The 20,381-nt window shown below is 62.3% G+C and carries 18 protein-coding genes; 9 read left to right on the top strand and 9 right to left on the bottom strand.

The genetic code is table 11. The annotated features are described in order from the left end of the window. Positions 1-226 precede the first annotated feature (226 nt). From HUK73_RS19935 to HUK73_RS19920, 4 genes are read right to left on the bottom strand one after another with little or no spacing between them, the layout of a single operon-like run. Complete coding sequence (locus HUK73_RS19935; RefSeq protein WP_176593600.1) at positions 227-895, bottom strand: nitroreductase; 669 nt, start codon at positions 893-895, stop codon at positions 227-229. Further along, positions 892-1,245 carry an EthD domain-containing protein gene (locus HUK73_RS19930; protein ID WP_218036665.1) on the bottom strand — a complete coding sequence of 118 codons (354 nt, stop codon included), beginning with the start codon at positions 1,243-1,245 and terminating at the stop codon, positions 892-894. The genes HUK73_RS19935 and HUK73_RS19930 overlap by 4 nt, the downstream gene beginning before the upstream one ends. 11 nt (positions 1,246-1,256) lie before the next feature. After that, positions 1,257-2,408 (bottom strand): acyl-CoA dehydrogenase family protein, encoded by a 1,152-nt coding sequence (locus HUK73_RS19925; RefSeq protein WP_176593598.1) that lies wholly within the window; start codon positions 2,406-2,408, stop codon positions 1,257-1,259. Between the two features lie 11 nt (positions 2,409-2,419). Continuing rightward, positions 2,420-3,601: an acyl-CoA dehydrogenase family protein gene (locus tag HUK73_RS19920; protein WP_176593597.1), complete on the bottom strand. Its 1,182-nt coding sequence runs from the start codon at positions 3,599-3,601 to the stop codon at positions 2,420-2,422. A gap of 86 nt (positions 3,602-3,687) precedes the next feature. Between HUK73_RS19920 and HUK73_RS19915 the strand changes: the two genes are divergently transcribed. Then, positions 3,688-4,311: a glutathione S-transferase family protein gene (locus tag HUK73_RS19915; RefSeq protein WP_176593596.1), complete on the top strand. Its 624-nt coding sequence runs from the start codon at positions 3,688-3,690 to the stop codon at positions 4,309-4,311. 42 nt (positions 4,312-4,353) lie between these two features. On the opposite strand, the gene HUK73_RS19910 is transcribed toward HUK73_RS19915, so the two are convergent. Genes HUK73_RS19910 through HUK73_RS19890 form a run of 5 tightly spaced genes read right to left on the bottom strand, consistent with a single transcriptional unit; the run spans position 4,354 to position 10,092 of the window. Further along, positions 4,354-5,622 carry an MFS transporter gene (locus tag HUK73_RS19910; RefSeq protein ID WP_176593595.1) on the bottom strand — a complete coding sequence of 423 codons (1,269 nt, stop codon included), beginning with the start codon at positions 5,620-5,622 and terminating at the stop codon, positions 4,354-4,356. Next, positions 5,619-6,485 (bottom strand): MaoC/PaaZ C-terminal domain-containing protein, encoded by an 867-nt coding sequence (locus tag HUK73_RS19905; RefSeq protein WP_176593594.1) that lies wholly within the window; start codon positions 6,483-6,485, stop codon positions 5,619-5,621. Before HUK73_RS19905 ends, HUK73_RS19910 begins: the two co-directional genes overlap by 4 nt. Positions 6,486-6,495: 10 nt before the next feature. Then, entirely contained in the window at positions 6,496-7,662 is a 1,167-nt protein-coding gene (locus tag HUK73_RS19900; RefSeq protein WP_176593593.1) for an acyl-CoA dehydrogenase family protein, read from the bottom strand. Between the two features lie 11 nt (positions 7,663-7,673). Beyond that, the gene (locus HUK73_RS19895) at positions 7,674-8,822 is read right to left on the bottom strand and encodes an acyl-CoA dehydrogenase family protein (protein ID WP_369805578.1); all 1,149 of its coding nucleotides are present in this window, start codon (positions 8,820-8,822) and stop codon (positions 7,674-7,676) included. A 28-nt stretch (positions 8,823-8,850) separates the two neighbouring features. Next, entirely contained in the window at positions 8,851-10,092 is a 1,242-nt protein-coding gene (locus tag HUK73_RS19890) for a hypothetical protein (protein WP_176593591.1), read from the bottom strand. A gap of 125 nt (positions 10,093-10,217) precedes the next feature. Between HUK73_RS19890 and HUK73_RS19885 the strand changes: the two genes are divergently transcribed. The 8 genes from HUK73_RS19885 to HUK73_RS19850 all read left to right on the top strand — a co-directional run bounded on the left by HUK73_RS19885 (position 10,218) and on the right by HUK73_RS19850 (position 20,186). Beyond that, on the top strand, positions 10,218-11,120 hold the full coding sequence (locus HUK73_RS19885; protein WP_176593590.1) for an SDR family oxidoreductase: 903 nt from the start codon (positions 10,218-10,220) through the stop codon (positions 11,118-11,120). Between the two features lie 14 nt (positions 11,121-11,134). Beyond that, the gene (locus HUK73_RS19880; RefSeq protein WP_176593589.1) at positions 11,135-12,055 is read left to right on the top strand and encodes an NADP-dependent oxidoreductase; all 921 of its coding nucleotides are present in this window, start codon (positions 11,135-11,137) and stop codon (positions 12,053-12,055) included. A gap of 93 nt (positions 12,056-12,148) precedes the next feature. Further along, a complete protein-coding gene (locus tag HUK73_RS19875) occupies positions 12,149-13,477 on the top strand; it encodes an aromatic ring-hydroxylating dioxygenase subunit alpha (protein WP_176593588.1) in 1,329 nt (442 codons plus the stop codon). A 17-nt stretch (positions 13,478-13,494) separates the two neighbouring features. Further along, positions 13,495-13,983 carry an aromatic-ring-hydroxylating dioxygenase subunit beta gene (locus HUK73_RS19870; protein ID WP_176593587.1) on the top strand — a complete coding sequence of 163 codons (489 nt, stop codon included), beginning with the start codon at positions 13,495-13,497 and terminating at the stop codon, positions 13,981-13,983. Between the two features lie 17 nt (positions 13,984-14,000). Beyond that, the gene (locus tag HUK73_RS19865) at positions 14,001-14,912 is read left to right on the top strand and encodes a VOC family protein (protein ID WP_176593586.1); all 912 of its coding nucleotides are present in this window, start codon (positions 14,001-14,003) and stop codon (positions 14,910-14,912) included. Between the two features lie 4 nt (positions 14,913-14,916). Beyond that, on the top strand, positions 14,917-15,705 hold the full coding sequence (locus HUK73_RS19860) for an SDR family NAD(P)-dependent oxidoreductase (RefSeq protein ID WP_176593585.1): 789 nt from the start codon (positions 14,917-14,919) through the stop codon (positions 15,703-15,705). Next, entirely contained in the window at positions 15,706-16,701 is a 996-nt protein-coding gene (locus HUK73_RS19855; RefSeq protein WP_176593584.1) for an amidohydrolase family protein, read from the top strand. Continuing rightward, on the top strand, positions 16,698-20,186 hold the full coding sequence (locus HUK73_RS19850) for an indolepyruvate ferredoxin oxidoreductase family protein (RefSeq protein ID WP_176593583.1): 3,489 nt from the start codon (positions 16,698-16,700) through the stop codon (positions 20,184-20,186). Before HUK73_RS19855 ends, HUK73_RS19850 begins: the two co-directional genes overlap by 4 nt. The last annotated feature ends 195 nt before the right edge of the window (positions 20,187-20,381 follow it).

The following is a 20,381-nucleotide window of genomic DNA, read 5'->3' as shown; positions in this document are numbered from 1 at the left end:
GCCTTCGGATCGCACAGAAAAATCGACCCCATCTGAAAAGGCCCTGTCAGACGACAGGGCCTTTTGCCAACCCAATTGGAATGACCGGATAGAGCCGGATATCCGAATGCGCTGACGCGTTTCTCATACCATCGTGTCCGGTCTTCGACCGATCACAAGCGGGTTTCTCTCAAGCGCTGCGCGGGCTTGACCAAGGCGCGATGAGTCAGGCTCATCGCGCCTTGCTTCACTCGACGAATGTGACGACTTGCTTCAGCGGAGTACGCGCGACGGGAAAACTGTTCACCGGTGCGTCGGGATCGCGATAGCCGACCGAAATGCCGCAAAAGAAGATATGGTCGCCCGGGATCGCGACATGCTCGCGGATCTGCTTCTGATAGACGGCCCATGCCTCCTGCGCGCAACTGTCCAGCCCTTCCTCGCGTAGCAGCAGCATGACCGTCTGCAACCACATGCCGATATCGGCCCATTGCGGCGGCCCCATATAGCGCGGTGTGTGCACCAGCATCAGTACCGGCGCACCGAAGGCCCGGTAATTGCGGGCGAACTGGGCAAGACGCCCCTGCTTGTCGTCCCGCGTCACGCCCAGCGCGGCATACATGCTCTCGCCTACCTCATAGCGGCTGTCGCTGTAGCGATCCGCCAGATCGGCCGGGTAGATGGCATATTCGCCGCTATGCCCCGCGCGCCCCTGCGGCAGCACCTTTGCCAGCGCACCGCATAGCCGGTTGAGCGCCGTGCCGCTCACCACATGGACGTTCCAGGGTTGCAGATTGCCGCCGGACGGGGCGCGCTGCGCCTTTTCCAGAACCCGCTCCAACACGGCCCGATCGACGGGATCGAGCAGGAACTGGCGGATCGACCGCCGGCTCGTCACTGCTTCCGAAACATTCACGGCGTCAGCTCCTTCAACGGGCGGAACAGGCTGGTGTCGGTTTCGACCATGAAGACCCGCACCGATTCCGGTATCAGGAATTTTCTCTCATCCTCGATCCGCTGCCGATGGACCTCTGGATCGGCCATTTCGCGCATGGTCGCCTCCGCCGTTGCCCGATCCTCGTAAAAGACCTCCGAAATCACATCATAGTCGCCGGGATGCGCCGGATCGGGATGCTGCACGAAATTGCGCCGATGCACCGCCGCGCCATGCGCCAGCAGCCGGTTCATCAGATGCACATGATGGTTGGAATAATAGTCGCGAAACGCCTCGAAACTGATGTCGGGGCGTTTCTTCGCTAACAGCATGACCTTGAACATCAGAGTGACCGTGCGACGATCACACGCATGATCTCGGCCGTTCCGGCAAAGATACGATGCAGCCGGGCAGCAGTATAGAGCCGTGATATCGGATATTCGTCCATATAGCCTGCACCACCATGCAATTGCACGCATGTATCCATGATACGCGCTTCCATTTCCGGCAGCCACATCTTCGCCATCGCGCATTTCAGCGTGTCGAGCTTGCCATGCGCCTGATAGTCTCGGATTACCTCGTCCAGAAAGGCGCGGCCCACTGCCAGTTCGGTCTTCATTTCGGCCAGCTTGAACTGCGTGTTCTGGAAATCGAAGATGGTCTGGCCGAAAGCCTTGCGGTTCTTCACGAACTCGGTGGTCTCCTCGAGCGCACGCTGCGAGGCGGCATGCGCGATGAGCGGCCAGGTGATCCGGTCCATATTCACCCCGCCCAGGCACAACGCCATGCCGCGCCCTTCCTCGCCCAGCAGGTTGGTGACGGGCACGCGGACCTCGTCAAAGCTGATTTCGCCCGTGTTGGAGGCATTGACGCCCATCTTCTTGAGTGCCCGCCCGCGCTTGAAGCCGGGCCGGTCGGCCTCGACAATGATCATCGACAGCCCCTTGGAACCCGGCTCGTCCCCGGTGCGGGCGACGACCATGAAGGCGTCGGCGATCGAGGATTGCGAAATATAGGTCTTGGCGCCGGTGATGACATAGTCGTCGCCATCGCGCCGCGCGGTGGTGCGGATGGAGGACACGTCGCTGCCGCTGTCCGGCTCGGTAATGGCGAGGCCGAACAGCATCTCGCCGCGCACCATCGGCGGCAGATATTTCCGCCGCTGCTCCTCATTGGCGGAGCGATAGAGGATTTCACAGGTGCCGTCCGCGATCAGCGATGGTGCCATCGCCGCGCCCGCCGGGCTGTAGCCGATCTCCTCCGCGATCACGAGCCGGTGCAGGAAGTCGCCGCCCGGACCGCCATAGGCTTCGGGAATGTCCACGCCCAAAATGCCAGCTTGCGCCGCCTTCAGCCAGAAGCTGCGGGGAATGGCATGATTCTCCACCCACTGGTCGACATTCGGCTCCACTTCCGTCGCGATGAAGTGGCGCACCGTTTCCCGGAAGATCTGATGTTCCGGGGTCCAGAGGGATTCCGTCGTCTGATAAGCCATGTCCACTCCCTTTATGATGCACCATAGCCAAGCTGCCGCCCGGCCAGATCAAGCAAGATTTCCTCCGACCCGCCGCCGATGGCGACGACGCGGACTTCGCGGTAAATGCGTTCGGTGAGGGTGCCCCGGATGAAGCTGGCACCGCCCAGCACCTGCGCCGCTTCGCGCAGTACCTGTTCGAACATGCGGGTCGCCTGCACTTTCAGCAGGGCAATGTCGGACGCGGAATCGAGTCCTTGGTCAAACTGCCATGTGTTGAGGTCGACCGAAGCCTGCGTCGTGTCGATCCGCCGCTTCATGTCGGCCAGTTTTGACCGGATCACCGGATGCGATCCCAGTTTCTGCCCGAAGGTTTCGCGCTGGTTTGCCCAGTCCACCGCCTCCTCATGCGCGATGCGGGCGAAGGCGGTGCACTGCTGGGCCGCCTGTATCCGCTCCCAATTGAAATTGCGCAGGATCGGCTTGAAGCCCTTATTCTCCTGCCCCAGCAGATGGTGCACGGGTACACGCACATCGTCGAAATGCAGCGTCGCCGTATCGCCCGCATGCCAGCCCATCTTCTTGAGCGACGTGCGAGTCAGGCCGGGGCTATCGCCGGGGATCAGCAGCATGGAGATACCCCCCATGCCGGGGCCACCGGTGCGCACGGCGGTCACGAACCAGTCGGCGCGCATGCCGTTGGAGATGAAGGTCTTTGATCCGTTGACGATGAAGGTATCGCCCTCCCGCCGTACGCCGGTCTTGAGCGCGGCGACATCCGACCCGCCCGAAGGCTCGGTAATAGCGATGGCGAGGATATCCAGCCCGGCCAGGATGCGCGGCGCAACCGATGCGGCGAGGTCCGGATCGCCATGCTCGATCAGCAGCGGCATGGCGACGGCATGGGTGAAGAGGCCGGACTGCACGCCGCCCGACCCGCAGCGCGCGGTTTCATCGACCAGCACCAGCTTGTGGAAACTGTCGATCCCCTCTGCCGTGCCGCCCAGTTGCTCGGGAAAGCCGAGGCCCAGCAAGCCTGCTGCACCCGCTTTCTCGTGAAAGGCGCGGGGCACGATGCCGGCCTCTTCCCAGGCCTCGACATGAGGCGTCGCCTCCCGCGCGATGAAGGCGCGAACGCTGCTGGACAGGGCTTCGTGGGTTTCGCCGTAAAAGGGCGAACGACGGCGCCAATCATCATAGTTGTTGCCGGTCATGCCGGTGCGTCCTCTCCATGGCTGATCTTATTCGCTAGCATATATTAAACCAGCGTGTTAAATCGCGGTCAAGCCGGGAGAGAGACATGCTGACAATTTATGGAACCAAGCCGAGCCGCGTTGCCCGTTGCCTCTGGGCGCTGGAGGAATTGGGGCTGCCCTATACCCAGGTCGCGGTGCCCGACAGCAAGGCGGACAGCTTCCTCGCGCTCAACCCGATGGGCAAGGTGCCGGTGCTGGTCGATGGCGATTTCGTCCTGACCGAGTCGGTCGCGATCACCGCCTATCTGGCGACGCTGACGTCGAATGCTCTGCTGCCGACCGATGCACGGGCGCGGGCGCGGATGGACCAGTGGACCAGCTGGGCGATTACCGAGGTGGAGTTTCATTTCACCGTGATGGTGCGCGAAATCCGCCGCGCCGGGCAGGCGGGCGAAGCGCCTGATGGCGGCCTTGTCGGGGCCTGCCTCAAGGAGGTGGCCGATACGCTGGGCGCGCTGGAAAAGCATCTGGCGGCGGGCAATGCCTATGTTGCCGGGGACAGCTTTACGCTGGGCGACATCAACACGGCTTTCCCGATCGCAGGCATCGCCCCGCGCATTGATATGAGCGCCTTCCCGGTGATCAGCGACTGGCTGGCGCGCTGTACGGCGCGGCCGGCATGGCAGCGGGTACAGGCGATTGACGACAGCGCACTGATGGCGGCGTGACGGGGGTGGAGAACGGACATAGCGTTCAAAGCTCCCCTCCCTTCAGGGAGGGGAGCTGCGCTCATCGAACAACCGCCGCGCATGGCGATATGCAAGGATGAACAGCAGCCCCGATACCAATGTGAAGCCCGTCGCGGCCGTCAGCGCCCAACGCAGGCTTTGCGCGCCGAGAGCGGGCATCAACCCGTCGCTCACCATGCCGACGAACAGCGGGATCAGTCCCTGTCCGATCAGCGCATTCAGCACATTGGAGCAGGCCCCCGCCATGCCGCGCTGGCGCGGCGCGCAGACGCTCTGCATCGTCGCCTGAAAGGCGGGGGCATAGACTACCGCCAGCCCCATGCCGATGAAGCAGGCCAGCAGGGCCAGGCTGGTCGACCGGCTCCACAACATGGTCAGCAATACGGGCACCAGCAACAGATTGGCGGCAATGCAGAGCCACACCGGCGCCGCCAGATGCCGCACCGCCAGCCGGTTGCCCAGCCAGCCGCCGATCACCATGCCGATGATCAGCCCGAAGCTGGCGGCGGGTCCGAAGAGAAAGCCGACCTGTGCCTGATCCATGCCATGCAGGCGGATGAAATATTGCGGAAGCCAGATCAGCATGCCCAGACTGCTGAACACGCCGAAAGACGCGGCCCAGCACAGCCAGACATAGGCTTTGTTATGCCAGAGCTGCGCCATGGTCCGGGCGAAGGGGATGGGCGCCTGCGTCTCACCATCATATTGACCGCGTTGCGCGTCGGGCATGAAGCAGAAGATCAGCACTGCCAGCACCAGCCCTGGCACCGCCCCCACCCAGAAGGCCGCACGCCAGCCATGATGGGCCGCGATCCAGCTCGCCGCCATGAAGCTGGCCAACATGCCAATATTGCCGCCGACCTGGAACAGTGCGAGGGCCAGCGACCGGCGCTGCGGCGGGAAATGATCGCTCAGCAGTGACATGCCCGCCGGATTGGCGCCGCCCTCGCCAATGCCCACGCCCGCGCGTGCCATGGCGAGCAGGGCAAAGCTTTTCGCGAAACCGCAGAGCGCCGTCATCCCGCTCCACAGCGCGATGACGAAGGCGATCAGCCACCGCCGGCCATGGCTGTCGGCCAACCGCCCGAAAAGGAGGCTGGCAACCGCATAGACCAGCACGAAGGCCGGTCCCGTCAGTAGCGCATATTGGGTATCGCTGAGGCTGAATTCCACCCGCAGCGGTTGCGACAGCACGACCACCAGCAGGCGGTCATAATAGTTCATCAGGTTCATCGCCGCGAGCAGGGCCAGGGCGATCCACGGCGCGGCCCGCGTCACGTTGCCCGTCATCCGATCTCAGCGGTACAGCGATCGAGCACCATCAGATTGTCACGATTGGGCACCACCGCCCGGAAGCGGACCGTGCCCGCCCCCCCACTGGACAATCCGCCCCAAAATTCAAAGCGGATGCGATCGCCCGGCAGCACCGGACGGCTGAAGCGCACCGCCATCGATCCCAGCCGCTCGGGCACGAAATCGCAGAAGTGGCGCAGCAGAGCATAGCCCGCCATGCCTTTGGTCGACAGGCCATGCAGGATCGGACGGGGGAAGCCGCCGATCTTCGCGACTTCAGGATCGATATGCAGCGGGTTGAGATCGCCCGAGAGGCGATAGATGAGCGGCTGGATTTCGGTCGCCTGCACCTCCAGCGCGCTGTGGGGCGCTGTTTCGGGCAGCTTTTCCAATTCCGCCGGTACCTCGCCCCAATCGCCGCAACCGCCGTCGCCGCGCATCATCAGCGTGTTGGTGACCGTTGCGATCTTCTCCCCGCTGTTCGCGTCGATCACATATTTGCGCTGATGCACCATCGCCCCGCGCTCGCCCAGATCGCGCACGCCCATGATGAAATGTTTGCCGATGATCCGGCCCTCGGGCGCCAAAGTGCCATGCATTTCCAGCCGCTGTTCGGCGTGGAGCAGCTTCTTCCAGTCAATGCCATAGCGTGGATCGCGCATCCACATGCCCGGATGACCCAGCACATTGGCATAGGTGGGCGATGCCTTCAGCCGCTCCTCGAACAGATAATCAATATGTTTGGGATCAAGCGGTTCCGATCCGAAACCTACGCCCAGCGCGTAGAGGATCGTGTCCTTGGCGCTATAGGCCTGCTCGGTATCGGGAAAGACCCGGGTGACGACTTTCTGAAGATCCATGGGGTCCCTCTCAATAGCTTTTCGGCAGGCCGAGAACTTTCTCGCCGATGAAGCTCATGATCATCTGTTCGGTAACAGGCGCGATGCGCAGCAAGATGCTTTCGCGGAACAGCCGTTCGACCTGATATTCCTTGGAATAGCCCATGCCGCCATGGAACATCACGGCGCGGGTGCAGGCGTCGAACCCGGCGCGGGCAGCCAGGAATTTGGCGCTGTTCGCCTCCGCCCCGCAGCTTTTGCCGTTATCGTAGAGCCAGCCTGCGCGCATCACCATCCAGAAGGCGGATTCCAGCGCCATCCAGCTTTCCGCAAGTGGATGCTGGATGCCCTGATTCATGCCGATTGGCCGCCCGAAAACATGGCGGTCCTGCGCATATTGGGCGATCCGCTTCAGCGCGCCCTGCCCATTGCCCACCGCCTCCGACGCGACAAGGATACGCTCCGGGTTGAGCGAGTGCAGAACGTAATGAAAGCCCTTGCCTTCTTCTCCGATCAAATCTTCATCCGGCACGAAATAATCGTCGATGAAGGTCGCATTGGAATCGACGGCATTGCGGCCCATTTTCGGGATGCGCCGGACCTCGATCTTGCTGTGATCGAGATCGGTGTAGAAGAAGCTCATGCCATCGGTCGGCCGTTTGCACTGATCCTTGGGCGTGGTGCGCGCGAGGATCACGATCTTGTTCGCGACCTGACCCGATGATGTCCAGATTTTTCGCCCGGTGATGCGGTATCCACCCGGCACCTTGGTCGCGAACGTCTTGATGCTGGTCGTATCCAGACCCGCATCGGGTTCGGTCACGCCGAAACAGGCCTTATCGGTCCCGGCGATCAGGGGCTTCAACATCCGCTCCTTCTGTTCCGGCGTACCGAAGACGACGACGGCATGCGGTCCGAAAAGGTTCAAATGGATGGTTGACGCCGCTGAATAACCACCAGAGCCCTGACAGATCCGGTTCATCATGATCGCCGCTTCGGTAACGCCCAGGCCCGATCCGCCCAATTCCTCCGGCATGGTGATGCCCAGATAGCCCGCCTTGGCCAGCGCGGCATGGAATTCATGAGGAAAATCGCCACTCTGGTCGAGTTTCGACCAATATTCGTCGCCAAATTGATCGACGATGCGACCAACGCCGTCGCGGACCGATTGCTGGACTTCATTCAGTTCGATTTCCATGACTGTCCCTCTCAGGAGAAGAGCTTGCGGCTGATGATTTCGCGCATCACCTCGGATGATCCGCCCGCAATTTTGCGGATGCGGCTGTCGATGAAAGCGTGGGCGATGGGATATTCGAGCATATAGCCGGCGCCCCCGTAAAATTGCAGACATTCGTCAGCGATCCGCCATTGCAGTTCGCCCGCCAGCATCTTGGCCATGGCGGCGCTTTCGCCGTCAAGCGTGCCTTCGGTCGCCAGTTCGACACAGCGGTCGACGAACACCTGCATCGCCTGGGTCTGTGCGGCCAGTTCGGCGATCTTGAACCGGGTGTTCTGGAAATCAGACACCGGTTTGCCGAAGATCATTCGATCCTTGGTATAGGCGATGGTCGTGTCCAGCATCCCCTTGCACATGCCGATGGCATGGACGGCGATGGACAGGCGCTCCTCGGCCAGATTGTGCATGGCGATGCCCATGCCTTGTCCCTCCGCGCCGATGCGGTTGGCGACGGGCACGCGGACGTCGGAAAAGAAGAGTTCGGACGTGTCCTGCGCGAGCAGGCCGAATTTCTCCAGATTGCGCCCGCGCGAAAAGCCCGGCCGGTCGGTTTCCACCACGATGAAGGTCATGCCGCGTGCGCCTGCCGCCGGATCGGTTTTGCAGGCAAGGATTACGATGTCGGCGAGCTGACCGTTGGAAATATAGGTCTTCTGCCCGTTGATCACATAATCGTCGCCGTCGCGCACGGCGTTGGTCTTGATGGCCTTGAGGTCGCTGCCCGCGCCTGGTTCGCTAAGACCCAGCGCGGCGATGCATTCACCCGATACCATGCCCGGTATCCAGCGCGCCTTCTGATCCTCGCTCGCAAAATTCAGGATGTAGTTGGCCGCCATGTCCGAATGAACGGCAAAACCCGGCCCGGTCGCCCCGGCATAGCCCAGTTCCTCGGTGAAGACGGCATTATATTTATAGTCCGCCCCCGCGCCGCCGAACTGTTCCGGCGCGTTGGAGCAGAGGAAGCCCGCTGCTCCCGCCTTGCGCCATACCTCCCGCGACACGACGCCATCCTCCTCCCATTGGCGGTGATAGGGGGTGATTTCACTGTCGATGAAACGGCGCACTGCCTCGCGGTACATCTCATGTTCTTCGCCATAGATCGGGCGCGGTAGGGTCTTCACAGGTCTGTCTCCATGTCGGAAAAGCGGGTCAGGCGATGCCTCGCCCAGTGAGGCCGCCGTGATTGCCCTGCGCTTCAAAGCCATAAGGGGCGTAGCGGCCGTTCAGGAACACTTCAAACTGGGCGCGGCCATGGCGCATCCTGCCATCTGGCGCGGTCAGCGTGATGCGGGCATAATGTTCGACGCCATAGACGGTCTTGGTTTCGCCATTGCCGGGGAAGCGATGCTCGCAAGGTTGCTGCGAGAAGTCATATTCGTCCCATTCCATCGCCGGACTGCGGCCGTGCCAGCTATGGATCGTGCCGCCGTCGTGCCAGGCCCCGACATGATAGCCGATCTGGCCCAGCACATGGGGCGGGTGGAGACAGTCGATGGCGACCGTCCAGCTTTCGCCCTTCACATCCTTCAGCGTTACAACGCCATCGGTCACCGACCGGGTGCCCGGCCGCCAGTTGAGCCGATGGTCGTAATCGGTCAGTTCCAGCTTGCCGCCGTCCCAGCCATGGTCGATCGACCCTTCGAACGGCACGCCGAATGCGTCGTTCAGCACGGTCCGCTCGCCATCCGGCCCCTCATGGAAATGGAAATAGGCGGAAAGGTCCTCCGCTTCGAGGAAGCAGGAAAATCTCAGCGCACGGGGAATGCTGGGCACATCGACAGGCGGCAGCCATTGCGGCGCGACGCCCAACGGCGGACGGCTTTCATAAACACCCCAGGACCGGTCGCGCGATCCGCCCCAGGGCTGGCTTTCGGGCATGTCGAACCGTTGGCCGGCGATCTCCATCCAGCCGGTGCAGCGCCCGACCTGATGATAGCGGCTCTGGTCGGTGGTGAAGCGCCCGGCCCGCACCGCGCGGTGATGCATGGCAAGATGGCAGGGGGATAGGCCCCGCCACATGATGTCGAAGGCAATCTGCGATTCATTGGGCTCGCAGATGAGGCGGATGGTCTTTAACGGCTCGACAAATTCGAATCGCAGCGGGCCGATGGCGACCGAAAAATCGTCGCGCCAGATGCGGCTGAGGCGCAATGCGCGCTGCACGCCCCGGATATTGCTGTTCACATAGCCGCCGATGATATTGCTGTTCGGCGCGACCCGCATGCCGGTCCAGATCGATGCGCCCGACTCCAGATCATAGGCCAGGAAATAATAGCCATCGTCCCAGGCCGGGTCGGAGTTGGGAACATAGGACATGGGATAAGGCGTTGCATGGAACGGATATTCGTCCGCCGGCGTCAGCGCCATTTTCTCGAATATCTCTTCGGCCATCTCTCTTCCTCCGGCGCGGCTGCCCGTTGACAGGCCCGTCATGCTCAAATAAGCCGTGATGCATATAGTTTGCAACATTACAATTATGATGTGTCCTATTTTTTGTGAAACGCATGGAGAGGCCAATGGGCATTTGTGAAGGACGGGTGGCGATCGTGACGGGGGCAGGGCGCGGTGTAGGCCGCGCCTATGCGCTCAAGCTGGCGGAGGAAGGCGCGAAGGTCGTCGTCAATGATCTGGGCGGCACGGCGTCGGGCGTGGGTGCCGATCTGAGCCCCGCGCAGGAAGTGGTCGAGGAAATCCGCAAGGCTGGCGGTGAGGCAGTGGTCAACGGCGCCGACGTGTCCGACTGGGAACAGGCGCAGGGCATGATCCAACAGGCCATCGACACGTTCGGCGGGCTGGACATATTGGTCAATAATGCGGGCATTTTGCGCGACCGCATGATGGTCAACATGACCGAGGAAGACTGGGACATGGTGATCAAGGTGCATCTGAAGGGCACTTTCGCGCCCTGCCATCATGCCGCCAATTATTGGCGCCTTGAAAGCAAGGCCGGGCGCCAGCGCGATGCGCGAATCATCAACACCAGCTCCGGTTCTGGGCTGTTCGGCAATATCGGGCAGGCCAATTATGGCGCGGCGAAGGCCGGCATCGCCTCCTTCACACTGATCACCGCGCGCGAGCTGTCGCGCATCGGCGTGACCGTGAATGCGCTCGCGCCTCGCGCCCAGACCCGCATGACCGAAAGCCTGCGCGAAGTGTCCGGCGAAATGCTGGAACGGCGCGACCCTGAATGGATCGCCGCCCTAGTGGCCTTCCTGTCCAGCCCGGCGGCCAGCGACATCACCGGCCGAATCTTCGCGGAGGTCTGGGGCTTTGGCTATACGGTGGGCGATGGCTGGAAACATGGTCCCCGCGCCGCCGCGTCGCGCGATGCGAAGGAGGTTGAAGGCCCGCTGCGCCATGCGCTCGCCGCTGCCGGTTACAATGCCGGCATCGAACGCGACTCTTTCGTCAATCCCTGAAGCGGGAGGTCCCCATGAAGATCATCCGCGCCCATGAGTTCGGCGGACCGGACAGGCTGGTCATTGATGAGGTCGACCAGCAGGAGCCGGGACCGGGCCAGATCCGCCTGCGCGTGCAGGGGATCGGGGTCAATCCGGTGGACTGGAAGCTGTTGAGCGGAAAAGCCCCAGTGCTTCCGCCGCTGCCTCTCGTGCCGGGCGGCGACGTTGCTGGAATCGTGGACGCGGTGGGGGATGGCGTCGAAGGCTGGAGCGAGGGTGATCCGGTCTTTGCCCATCCCGGGCTGATGGGCGGCTATGCCGAGTCGATCCTGGTCGATGCGGCGGCCTGCGCCGTCAGCCCCAAGGGCTTGCGCGCGAGGGAGGCGGCCAGCCTGCCGCTGGTGGCGCTCACCGCCTGGCAGGGATTGCTGGCGGACGGGCGCGACCTCTCCGGCCTGCATGTGCTGGTTCATAATGCGGCGGGCGGTGTGGGGACGGTGGCGGTGCAGATCGTCAAGGCCAAGGGCGGCCGCGTCAGCGGCACAGCCTCGACGGCGAATGCCGCTTATGTCCGGTCGCTCGGCGCTGATGACGTCGTCGACTTCCGCAGCGAGCCGGTCGAGGGCCGGGCGCAGGACGTCGACATCCTGCTCGACCTGGTCGGCAATTCCCAGGAAAGCGGCCTCTGGTCGCTGGTGAAGCCGGGCGGATCGGTTATCCGCATCGCCGGCGGTCCCAAAGCGCCCGATGTCGAGGAGGTCGATGGCGTCCGTGCCTATAAGGTGCGCGTGCGACCCAATGGCGGCCAGTTGCGCGAGATTGCAGTGCTTGTCGAGCAGGGTGCGCTCAAGGTCGAGATTGCGGCGACTTACCCCTTCCCCCAGGCCGCCGACGCCCTGCGTGCCAGCATGGCGGGACATATCCGGGGCAAGATCGTGCTGGCCGTCGATTAATTGAAATAGAGGCCAAAAGCCTGTTGCGAAAAAGGTTCGCATGCGTATCATGTGCGGGTGAATGGTCGGATTCGACCAGATAAGGAGAGAGACATGGCCCTGTATGATCCAGTCCGCGAGGAATTGGTGAAGGCAGATCCTGAAAAGGGTAGTTTTCGCGTCCACCGCAACGCTTATCGCAGCGCAGAGGTTTTCGAGGAGGAGAAGCGGCAGATTTTCTCCAAATGCTGGCTCTATGTCGGCCACGACACGGAATTGAAGAAGAAGGGCGACTATTTCTCCCGCCGGGTCGGCGGACGCGACCTGATCTTCATCCGCGACAAGAAGGGCGATGTGCGCGCCCATTACAACACATGCACCCATCGCGCGGCGAAAGTGTGCCGCGAACGCCATGGCAATGCGCGCAACTTCACCTGCCCCTATCATGGCTGGGTCTTCAGCTCCGAAGGCAATCTGATCTCGCAAAATGCCCAGACCGGCTATGCCGAGGGGATCAATGAGGACGGCCACCTCAACCTGCGTTCGGTCGAGCGGCTGGAGCAATATCGCGGCTTCTGGTTCGTCAATTACAATCCGAAAGCGATCAGCCTCTACGATTATCTGGACGGCGCCCGCGACCAGATCGACGCGCTGATGGACCAGACCGAAGGGCAGCAGATCATCCTGTCGGGCGAGCATACCTATTCGATCCGCGCCAATTACAAGCTGCTCTGCGAGAATAGCTATGACGGCTATCATCTCTTCCCCGTCCATGCCTCTTACTTCGACTATCTGCGCGACCAGATGCTCGGCACGCCGGGCGAAGGGCTGATCGACAAGACGCTGGCGACTTATAACAGCGCCGGTTGCGCGCGGGCGCTGGGCAATGGACATGCAGTGCTGGACAGCTATGTGCCGACCGGCCGCCCGGTGGCGCAATGGCTGCCCTCCATGGGGCCGGACGTCAAGGATGAGATTGAGGCGCGCTACGCCAATCTGGTCAGCCGTCTGGGGGAAGAGCGCGCCAAATATATTGCGGAAACGCAGAAGAATCTGGTGATCTTCCCCAATCTCGTCATCAACGACATTCTGTCCGTCACGGTCCGCATCATCGAGCCGGAATCGGAAAACAAGATTCGCGTCACCGCCTGGGCGATGGGACCGGATGATGAGAGCGAACAGCTTCGTGCGCTGCGGCTCGACAATTTCGTTTCCTTCCTCGGCCCGGCCGGTTTCGGGTCGCCCGACGACATTGAAATGCTGGAAATCTGCCAGGACGCGGCCGACCACACGCCGATTGAATGGAGTGAAATCTCCAAGGGCTTTGGCAAGGCGGCCAACCCGCTCTACGCCGAAGGGCCGCCCGACGATGAGATTCAGATGCAGGCCTATTGGACCATGTGGGATCGCGTGATGCGCGGCATCGACACGCTGGAAGCATAAGCGAACGGATAAGAAAAATGACGATGAACCGCGCAGAGGTAGAGGATTTTCTGTTCCACGAGGCGGAGTTGCTCGACGCCTGGCAGACGGAGGCATGGGCGAACCTCTATACCGAGGATTCGCTCTATGAGGTGACGTCGCCCGCCTGCGACGATCCGGTGGGGGCGGACGCGCGCAACACGCTGTTCCTGATCTCCGACAGGATCGACCGCATCCGGGGCCGCGCCGTCCGCCTGACCAAGAAGACGGCCCACGCCGAATATCCCCGTTCCAAAACCCGGCACATGATTTCCAATGTCCGCGTGCTGGGTGGGGAGGGCGACGAAACCAGGGCGCGGGCCAATTTCGCGGTGTTCCGCACCAAGGAGGATACCAGTACCATCTATATGGGCGAGGCTTTCTTCACCCTCGTCCAGACCGGCGATGGCGTGCGTATTCGCCACAAACGCTGCGTGCTCGATCTCAACAGCCTCTATAATCAGGGGCGGCTTACCATCATCCTGTAACGGCAAAGGGCAATAAAATGGGTGTCGATTTCCGTTACCGCCGTCTCGGCTATCTTGCGCTCAATGTCAGCGACATTGAAAAGTCCACGACCTTCGCGACCGAAGTTTTCGGCATGGACCAGTCGGGGGAGGGCGACAAGGGCGCCCGCTTCTTCCGTATCGGCCCGTCGCATCATGACATCATGCTGATACCGGCGGACCAGCCGGGCTTCGTCCGGTCGGCCTGGGAACTGGAAAGTGAGGAAGATCTGGACAGGGCGCTGGCCCATTATCAGCGCATCGGCCTGTCGCCGCAGCTCATTCCGCAGGAAGAGGCGAACATGCTGGGCCTCGAGCGGGCCTTCCGCATTGTCGAGCCGCAGCTCAATACCGTGTGGGAATATTATGCGCGGATGAACTACACCACCGTCCCGCGCACCAACACCCTCACCAATTTTCAGGGCGGCAAACATTACGGGCTGGTCATTCCCGACTGCAAGGCCGTGACCGACTATATGGTCGAGAATATGGGCTTCCTCGTCTCCGACTATCTGGAGGGGTGGAAGGCATCGCTGCTGCGCGCCTGGCCCAATCCCAACCATCACAGCTTCGCGCCGCTGCAATTCCCGGCACCCCGGCCGACCTTCCATCACCTGGCCTTCATGGTCAATGAGATTGACGACATCGGCAAGCTGTTCAACCGAATCAAGCGATTCGATGTGCAGATTCAGTTCGGCATTGGTCGTCATCCCACATCGGGCAGTATTCACCTTTATATTTACGACCCCGACTATTTCGTATGGGAATATACGCTGGGCATGGAGCAGTTCCCAGAAGACGGCGCGCGCGAACCACGCCGCATGTCGGCGGACCCGGCCAATCTCGACCTGTGGGATGCGGTACCCGAAACCGTTCATGCCGGGAAATTCCCCGGTCTGGTGACGGGCTGACGCGATGGGCAATCTCCAGGAAAAAATCGCCGTCGTCACCGGATCGGCGCGGGGCATTGGCAAGGCCATAGCGACAAGGCTGGCACAGGAGGGCGCTGCGCTCGTCCTGTCGGACATCAACGGCGACGCGCTGGAAGGGCTGTGCGCCGAGCTTGAAGCGGCCGGATCGCCCCGCGCCATCGCCCATGCCGCCGATCTCAGCAAGGAGGAGGGCGCGCAGGCACTGCTCGCCGCGACGCTGGAGGCGCATGGCCGGGCGGACATATTGGTCAATAATGCGGGCGGGGGCGTCATTCGCCCCTTTCTGGAGCATACGGCCGAAACGCTGCGCCAGACGATCGACCGCAACCTCTGGACCACCATCTGGTGCACCCGCGCCTTCCTGCCCGGCATGATCGGGCGGCAGCATGGCCGCGTCATCAATATTGGCGCGGATTCGGTCCACACCGGCACCTACAGCCATGCCGGATACAACGCCGCCAAGGGTGGGGTGCATGCGCTGGTGACGGGGCTGGCCTTCGAGTTCGCCAAGGAGGGCGTGACCTTCAACGTCGTTTCGCCCGGCGGCGTGCTAACCGAGGATTTGCAGGCGATGATGTCCGACGATCCGGCGACGCTCGCCAAATATAAGATGAGCGTCCATCCCCGCGAAGTCGCCAAGCGGGAAATCCCCTCCCAGCGCTTCACCGAAATGCGCGAGGTTGCCGCCTATGTGGCCTTCCTCGCCAGCGACGATGCCGGCGCTGTCAACGGCCAGATTCATTCGATCAACGGCGCACAGTGGATGATGTGAATGGTCATCGACTTTCACACCCATTTCATCCCTGCCGCTTTCCCGGCAAAGCCCGCCGGGATCGCAGAACCCGCTTGGCCGACCCTGCGCCCGGCGGCGGATGGCGGCGCGACCCTGTTCGTGGGGGATAGCAAGTTCCGCGATTTCGAACCGCTCTATTGGGATGTGGATCGGCGGATCGCCGCCATGGATGCGGCCGGTGTCGATGTACAGGTCATCTCGCCGCTGCCCGAACTTTTCTCCTATTGGCTCGCGCCGGAAGCTGGCCTGATCCTGACCGACGCGATCAACCGGGCGGGCGCGGACATGGCGGCCCGTTCGGGCGGGCGGATCAAGGCCATGGGCATCCTCGCCCTGCAAGACCCGGCGCGGGCGGCGGCACAGGTGGCAGAGGTCGCGGCGCTCGGCCTGTCGGGGATTTTCCTTGGCAGCCATGTGAACGGCCAGTCCATCGCCGCAGAATGCTTCCATCCGGTGCTGGAACAGGCGCAGCGCCACAATCTTCCCCTCTTCATCCACGGCATCAAGCCGGGCGGGCTGGAGCGGATCGAAGGTCCGGCGCTGATGGGCGCGGTGGTAGGCATCCCCTATGAAGGGACGATGGCGCTCGCCGGGTTCATGGCGACCGACATTTTCGCGCGCTTCCCCCATCTTCAGATCGTCTTCGCCCATGGCGGCGGCATGATCGGTTCGGTAATTGACCGGATGGAACTGGTCTGGCGCAAATTCCCCGGTGCCATGCAATCGGCGCTCAAGGAACCGCCGACCGCCTATGCCCGGCGTTTCTGGTACGACACGGTCGTCTTCTCGCCCGAAAATCTTGCCTATCTGGCCGCCCGCTTCGGCGCGGACCGGATCATCGCAGGCAGCGATGGTCCCACCGAAATCGGCCAGACCGACCTTCCCGGCTTCCTCGCGGCCACCGGACTATCGCAGGCCGATCGCAAAGCCATTCTCGGCGGCAATGCCGCCCGCTTGCTGGACATAACGACATGACAAAGACTGCTGCCGTCCGTCTCGACGACAAATATACGCAGGATGAAGGGAGGATCTACATCTCCTCCAACCAGGCGCTGGTGCGCCTGCCGATGATGCAGCGCCAGCGCGATCTGGCGGCGGGGCTGAACACGGCAGGCTATATCACCGGTTATCGTGGTTCGCCGCTCGGCATTTACGACAGCAATCTCTGGGCCGCCTCCGCGTTGCTCAAGGAAAATCATATCCGCTTCCAGCCCGGCGTGAACGAGGAACTGGCGCTGACCTCGATCCGCGGTACCCAATGGCTGCATTATTATAACCAGGCCAAATATGATGGCATCTTCGCCATCTGGTATGCAAAGAATCTGGGCGTCGACCGCGGCTTTGAGGTGATGCGCCAGGCCAATCTGGAGGGCAGCGCCAAGCATGGCGGCGTGCTGGTCATCGGCGGCGATGACACAGGCGGGAAGTCCACCGTCACCGCCACCTCCTCCGACCCGGTGTGGAAGGCGGCGCTGATGCCCATCCTCTACCCGGCGAATACGCAGGAATATCTGGACTATGGTCTGCTTGGCTGGGGCCTGTCGCGCTTCGCGGGTGTCTATACCGCCTTCAAGGTCGTGACCGACACGATCGAGCGGACCTCAACTGTCGATGTCGATCCTGCCCGCTCGCTGCCGGTCCTGCCCGATTTCGACATGCCTCCCGGCGGCGTCAACAAGATCAAGGGCGATATCATGCCGCTGCCTATCGAGCGGCGCCTGGTGGAATATAAGCTGCCCGCCGCGCAGGCATTTGCCCGCGCCAATGGTTTCGACAAGATCATTTTCGATAGCGACCGGCGCGAACTGGGCATCGTCACGGCGGGTAAGCCTTATCTCGACGTGCGCGAGGCACTGAACGAACTGGGTATTGATGAAAACCGGGCGCGGGCGCTTGGCATCCGCCTCTACAAGCTCGGCATGACTTTCCCGATCGAGCCGGAGGGCACGACCGCCTTCGCTCGCCGCCATCGCGAGGTGCTGGTGGTCGAGGAAAAGAGCGCCTTCATCGAGGAGCAGCTGATATCGCTGCTCTATGCGATGCGGGCGGATGAACGTCCCGGAATCACCGGCAAAGCCGACCCCAGCGGCGCGCGGCTGATCCCCGATTTCGGCGAAACCACGGTCCATCTTGTCATCGATGTGCTGATCGCTCGCATTGAGGCGCTGGGCATTGCCGACGAGGCACTGAAGGAGCGCATCACCCGCATCCGCGAGGCCAAGTCGAAAGTGCACGCCATCAAGCCGACCGGCCTGATGCGCACCGCCTTCTTCTGCTCCGGTTGCCCGCATAACACCTCGACCCGCACGGTGGATGGTAGCCTGACCTTCGCGGGCGTCGGTTGCCATGGCCTTTCCGCCATGTTCATGCCGGATCGTCCCACCGAATGGTCGGCGCAGATGGGCGGGGAGGGGATGCTCTGGGCGGGGCTGCACCCCTTCATCGACGTGCCGCACGCCTTCCAGAATATCGGGGACGGCACCTATTTCCATTCAGGGCTTCTGGCCATCCGCGCCGCCGTCGCGAGCGGGGCGAAGATGACCTACAAGCTGCTGTACAATGACGCGGTCGCCATGACCGGCGGTCAGCCGGTGGACGGCACGCTGACAGTCGAATCCATGGCGAACCAGGTCTATTGGGAGGGTGTGAAGCCCATCGTCATCGTCACGGACGAGCCGGACAAATATCCCGCCGGCATCCGCTGGCCCGAAGGCACCACCATCCGCCACCGCCGCGAACTGGAGGAGGTCCAGCGCGAGATGCAGCAGATGCCCGGCGTCTCCGCGATCATATACGACCAGACCTGCGCGGCGGAAAAGCGGCGCCGGCGCAAGCGGGGCAAATTCCCCAACCCGCCCAAGCGCGTCTTCATCAACCAGGAGGTGTGCGAAGGCTGCGGCGATTGCAGCAAGAAATCCAACTGCGTCTCGGTCCAGCCGGTCGACACCGAATTCGGCCGCAAGCGCAAGATCGACCAGTCCCAGTGCAACAAGGATTTCTCCTGCCAGGACGGCTTCTGCCCCTCCTTCGTCAGTGTGCTGGGCGGCGAACCGCGCAAGTTCGGCGCGGCCTTCCGCGATGAGGAACTGGTCAGCGTCTTCGGCGTCATCCCGGCGCCCGCTAAAGCACGGCATGACGATGTCTACAACATCCTGCTGACCGGTATTGGCGGCACCGGCGTCCTCACCGTCGCGGCGATTGCGGGCATGGCCGCGCATCTCGATAACAAGGGCGCATCGGTGATGGACATGACCGGCATGGCGCAAAAGGGTGGCGGTGTTCTCAGCCACATCCGCATCGCGCCCTCGCCCGAACAGCTGCATGCGCCGCGCCTTTGGAACCAGTCGGCAGATCTCGTCATCGGCTGCGACATGGTGGTCACCACTAGCCCCGCGACGTTGGATATGGTCGCGCCCGACACGCAGATCATCGTCAACACCGAAGTCGTGCCGACCGCGCAGTTCCAGTCGAACAACGCCATCAATTTCGGTCCGGAAAAGCAGCTCGAAGTCCTGCGCAGCGTCGTGGGCGATCATGTCGAGGGCATCGACGCCACCCAGATCGCGACCAAGCTGATGGGCGACAGCATCACCACCAACATGTTCATGCTGGGCTATGCGGTGCAGAAGGGCTTCGTGCCGCTCAGCATCGCGTCGATCGAGGAAGCGATCAAGCTCAACGGATCGCAGGTGAAATCGACGCTTCAGGTGTTCAACTGGGGGCGGTTGGCGGCCCATGATCCGGCGCGCTTGCAGGACTATATCGCCCGCACCGGCATCCATTCGACGCAGGAACCGTTGTCGCAGGATCTCGACAGCCTGCTTGCCCGTCGCATCCAGCATCTGACCGACTATCAGAATGCCGCCTATGCGCAGGGCTATGCCGATTTCGTCGCCCGCGTCCGCGCGGCGGAAACGGCGGCGGGGCTTGGCGGCGACCTCAAGGTCACGACGGCTGTGGCGCGCACTCTCTCCAAACTCATGTCCTACAAGGATGAATATGAGGTCGCCCGCCTCTACAGCGCGCCAGAGTTTCGCGAGCGGCTGGAACAGAGCTTCGAGGGCGATTATAAGCTCAAGGTCCAGCTCGCCCCGCCGCTGATCGCGCGCCCGGCCAAGCCCGGCGGCGAACCGAAGAAGATAGAGTTTGGCCCATGGATCTTCACTGGCTTCAAACTGCTGGCGAAGATGAAGGGCCTGCGCGGCGGTGCTTTTGACATTTTCGGCAAGACCGCCGAGCGCAGGATGGAGCGCCGCCTGATCACCGACTATCGCACGCTGATCGAAGGGCTGCTGCCGCGCCTCTCGCCCGGTTCGCAGGCACAGATCGCCGCCATCGCCGAACTGCCCGACATGGTGAAGGGCTATGGCCATGTGAAGGACGCCAATGTCGCGCTCTATGAGGCGGAAATCGCCAAGCAGGTCGCCGCACTGGACGCGCCGGTCGCAGCCGCCGCCTAGAGCATTTTTTAGTCAGATGGGATCATCTGACGACTCGGAAAATGCGGAAAACAAAAGATAATGAGAGCATGGTGCGATTCAATCTGATCGGAACATGCTCTAGCCTGTCGCACGACCTACTCCTGCGAAAGCAGGAGTCCAGTCCTGCCGTCTGAACTGGATTCCTGCCGCGCAGGAACACAATGAATTGAGGAG

The sequence above is a fragment of the Sphingobium sp. EM0848 genome (genome assembly GCF_013375555.1).
Classification (GTDB): domain Bacteria; phylum Pseudomonadota; class Alphaproteobacteria; order Sphingomonadales; family Sphingomonadaceae; genus Sphingobium.
Note: the sequence above shows the minus strand (reverse complement) of the source record. Positions and strands in the feature narration are given on the sequence as shown.

Coding starts and splice junctions, on each gene's coding strand:
- HUK73_RS19890 (WP_176593591.1), bottom strand. CDS start 10,092: ATGGCCGAAGAGATATTCGAGAAAATGGCGCTGACGCCGGCGGACGAA.
- HUK73_RS19910 (WP_176593595.1), bottom strand. CDS start 5,622: ATGACGGGCAACGTGACGCGGGCCGCGCCGTGGATCGCCCTGGCCCTG.
- HUK73_RS19860 (WP_176593585.1), top strand. CDS start 14,917: ATGGGCAATCTCCAGGAAAAAATCGCCGTCGTCACCGGATCGGCGCGG.
- HUK73_RS19855 (WP_176593584.1), top strand. CDS start 15,706: ATGGTCATCGACTTTCACACCCATTTCATCCCTGCCGCTTTCCCGGCA.
- HUK73_RS19850 (WP_176593583.1), top strand. CDS start 16,698: ATGACAAAGACTGCTGCCGTCCGTCTCGACGACAAATATACGCAGGAT.
- HUK73_RS19905 (WP_176593594.1), bottom strand. CDS start 6,485: ATGGATCTTCAGAAAGTCGTCACCCGGGTCTTTCCCGATACCGAGCAG.
- HUK73_RS19875 (WP_176593588.1), top strand. CDS start 12,149: ATGGCCCTGTATGATCCAGTCCGCGAGGAATTGGTGAAGGCAGATCCT.
- HUK73_RS19920 (WP_176593597.1), bottom strand. CDS start 3,601: ATGACCGGCAACAACTATGATGATTGGCGCCGTCGTTCGCCCTTTTAC.
- HUK73_RS19880 (WP_176593589.1), top strand. CDS start 11,135: ATGAAGATCATCCGCGCCCATGAGTTCGGCGGACCGGACAGGCTGGTC.
- HUK73_RS19900 (WP_176593593.1), bottom strand. CDS start 7,662: ATGGAAATCGAACTGAATGAAGTCCAGCAATCGGTCCGCGACGGCGTT.
- HUK73_RS19930 (WP_218036665.1), bottom strand. CDS start 1,245: ATGCTGTTAGCGAAGAAACGCCCCGACATCAGTTTCGAGGCGTTTCGC.
- HUK73_RS19915 (WP_176593596.1), top strand. CDS start 3,688: ATGCTGACAATTTATGGAACCAAGCCGAGCCGCGTTGCCCGTTGCCTC.
- HUK73_RS19925 (WP_176593598.1), bottom strand. CDS start 2,408: ATGGCTTATCAGACGACGGAATCCCTCTGGACCCCGGAACATCAGATC.
- HUK73_RS19865 (WP_176593586.1), top strand. CDS start 14,001: ATGGGTGTCGATTTCCGTTACCGCCGTCTCGGCTATCTTGCGCTCAAT.
- HUK73_RS19885 (WP_176593590.1), top strand. CDS start 10,218: ATGGGCATTTGTGAAGGACGGGTGGCGATCGTGACGGGGGCAGGGCGC.
- HUK73_RS19870 (WP_176593587.1), top strand. CDS start 13,495: ATGACGATGAACCGCGCAGAGGTAGAGGATTTTCTGTTCCACGAGGCG.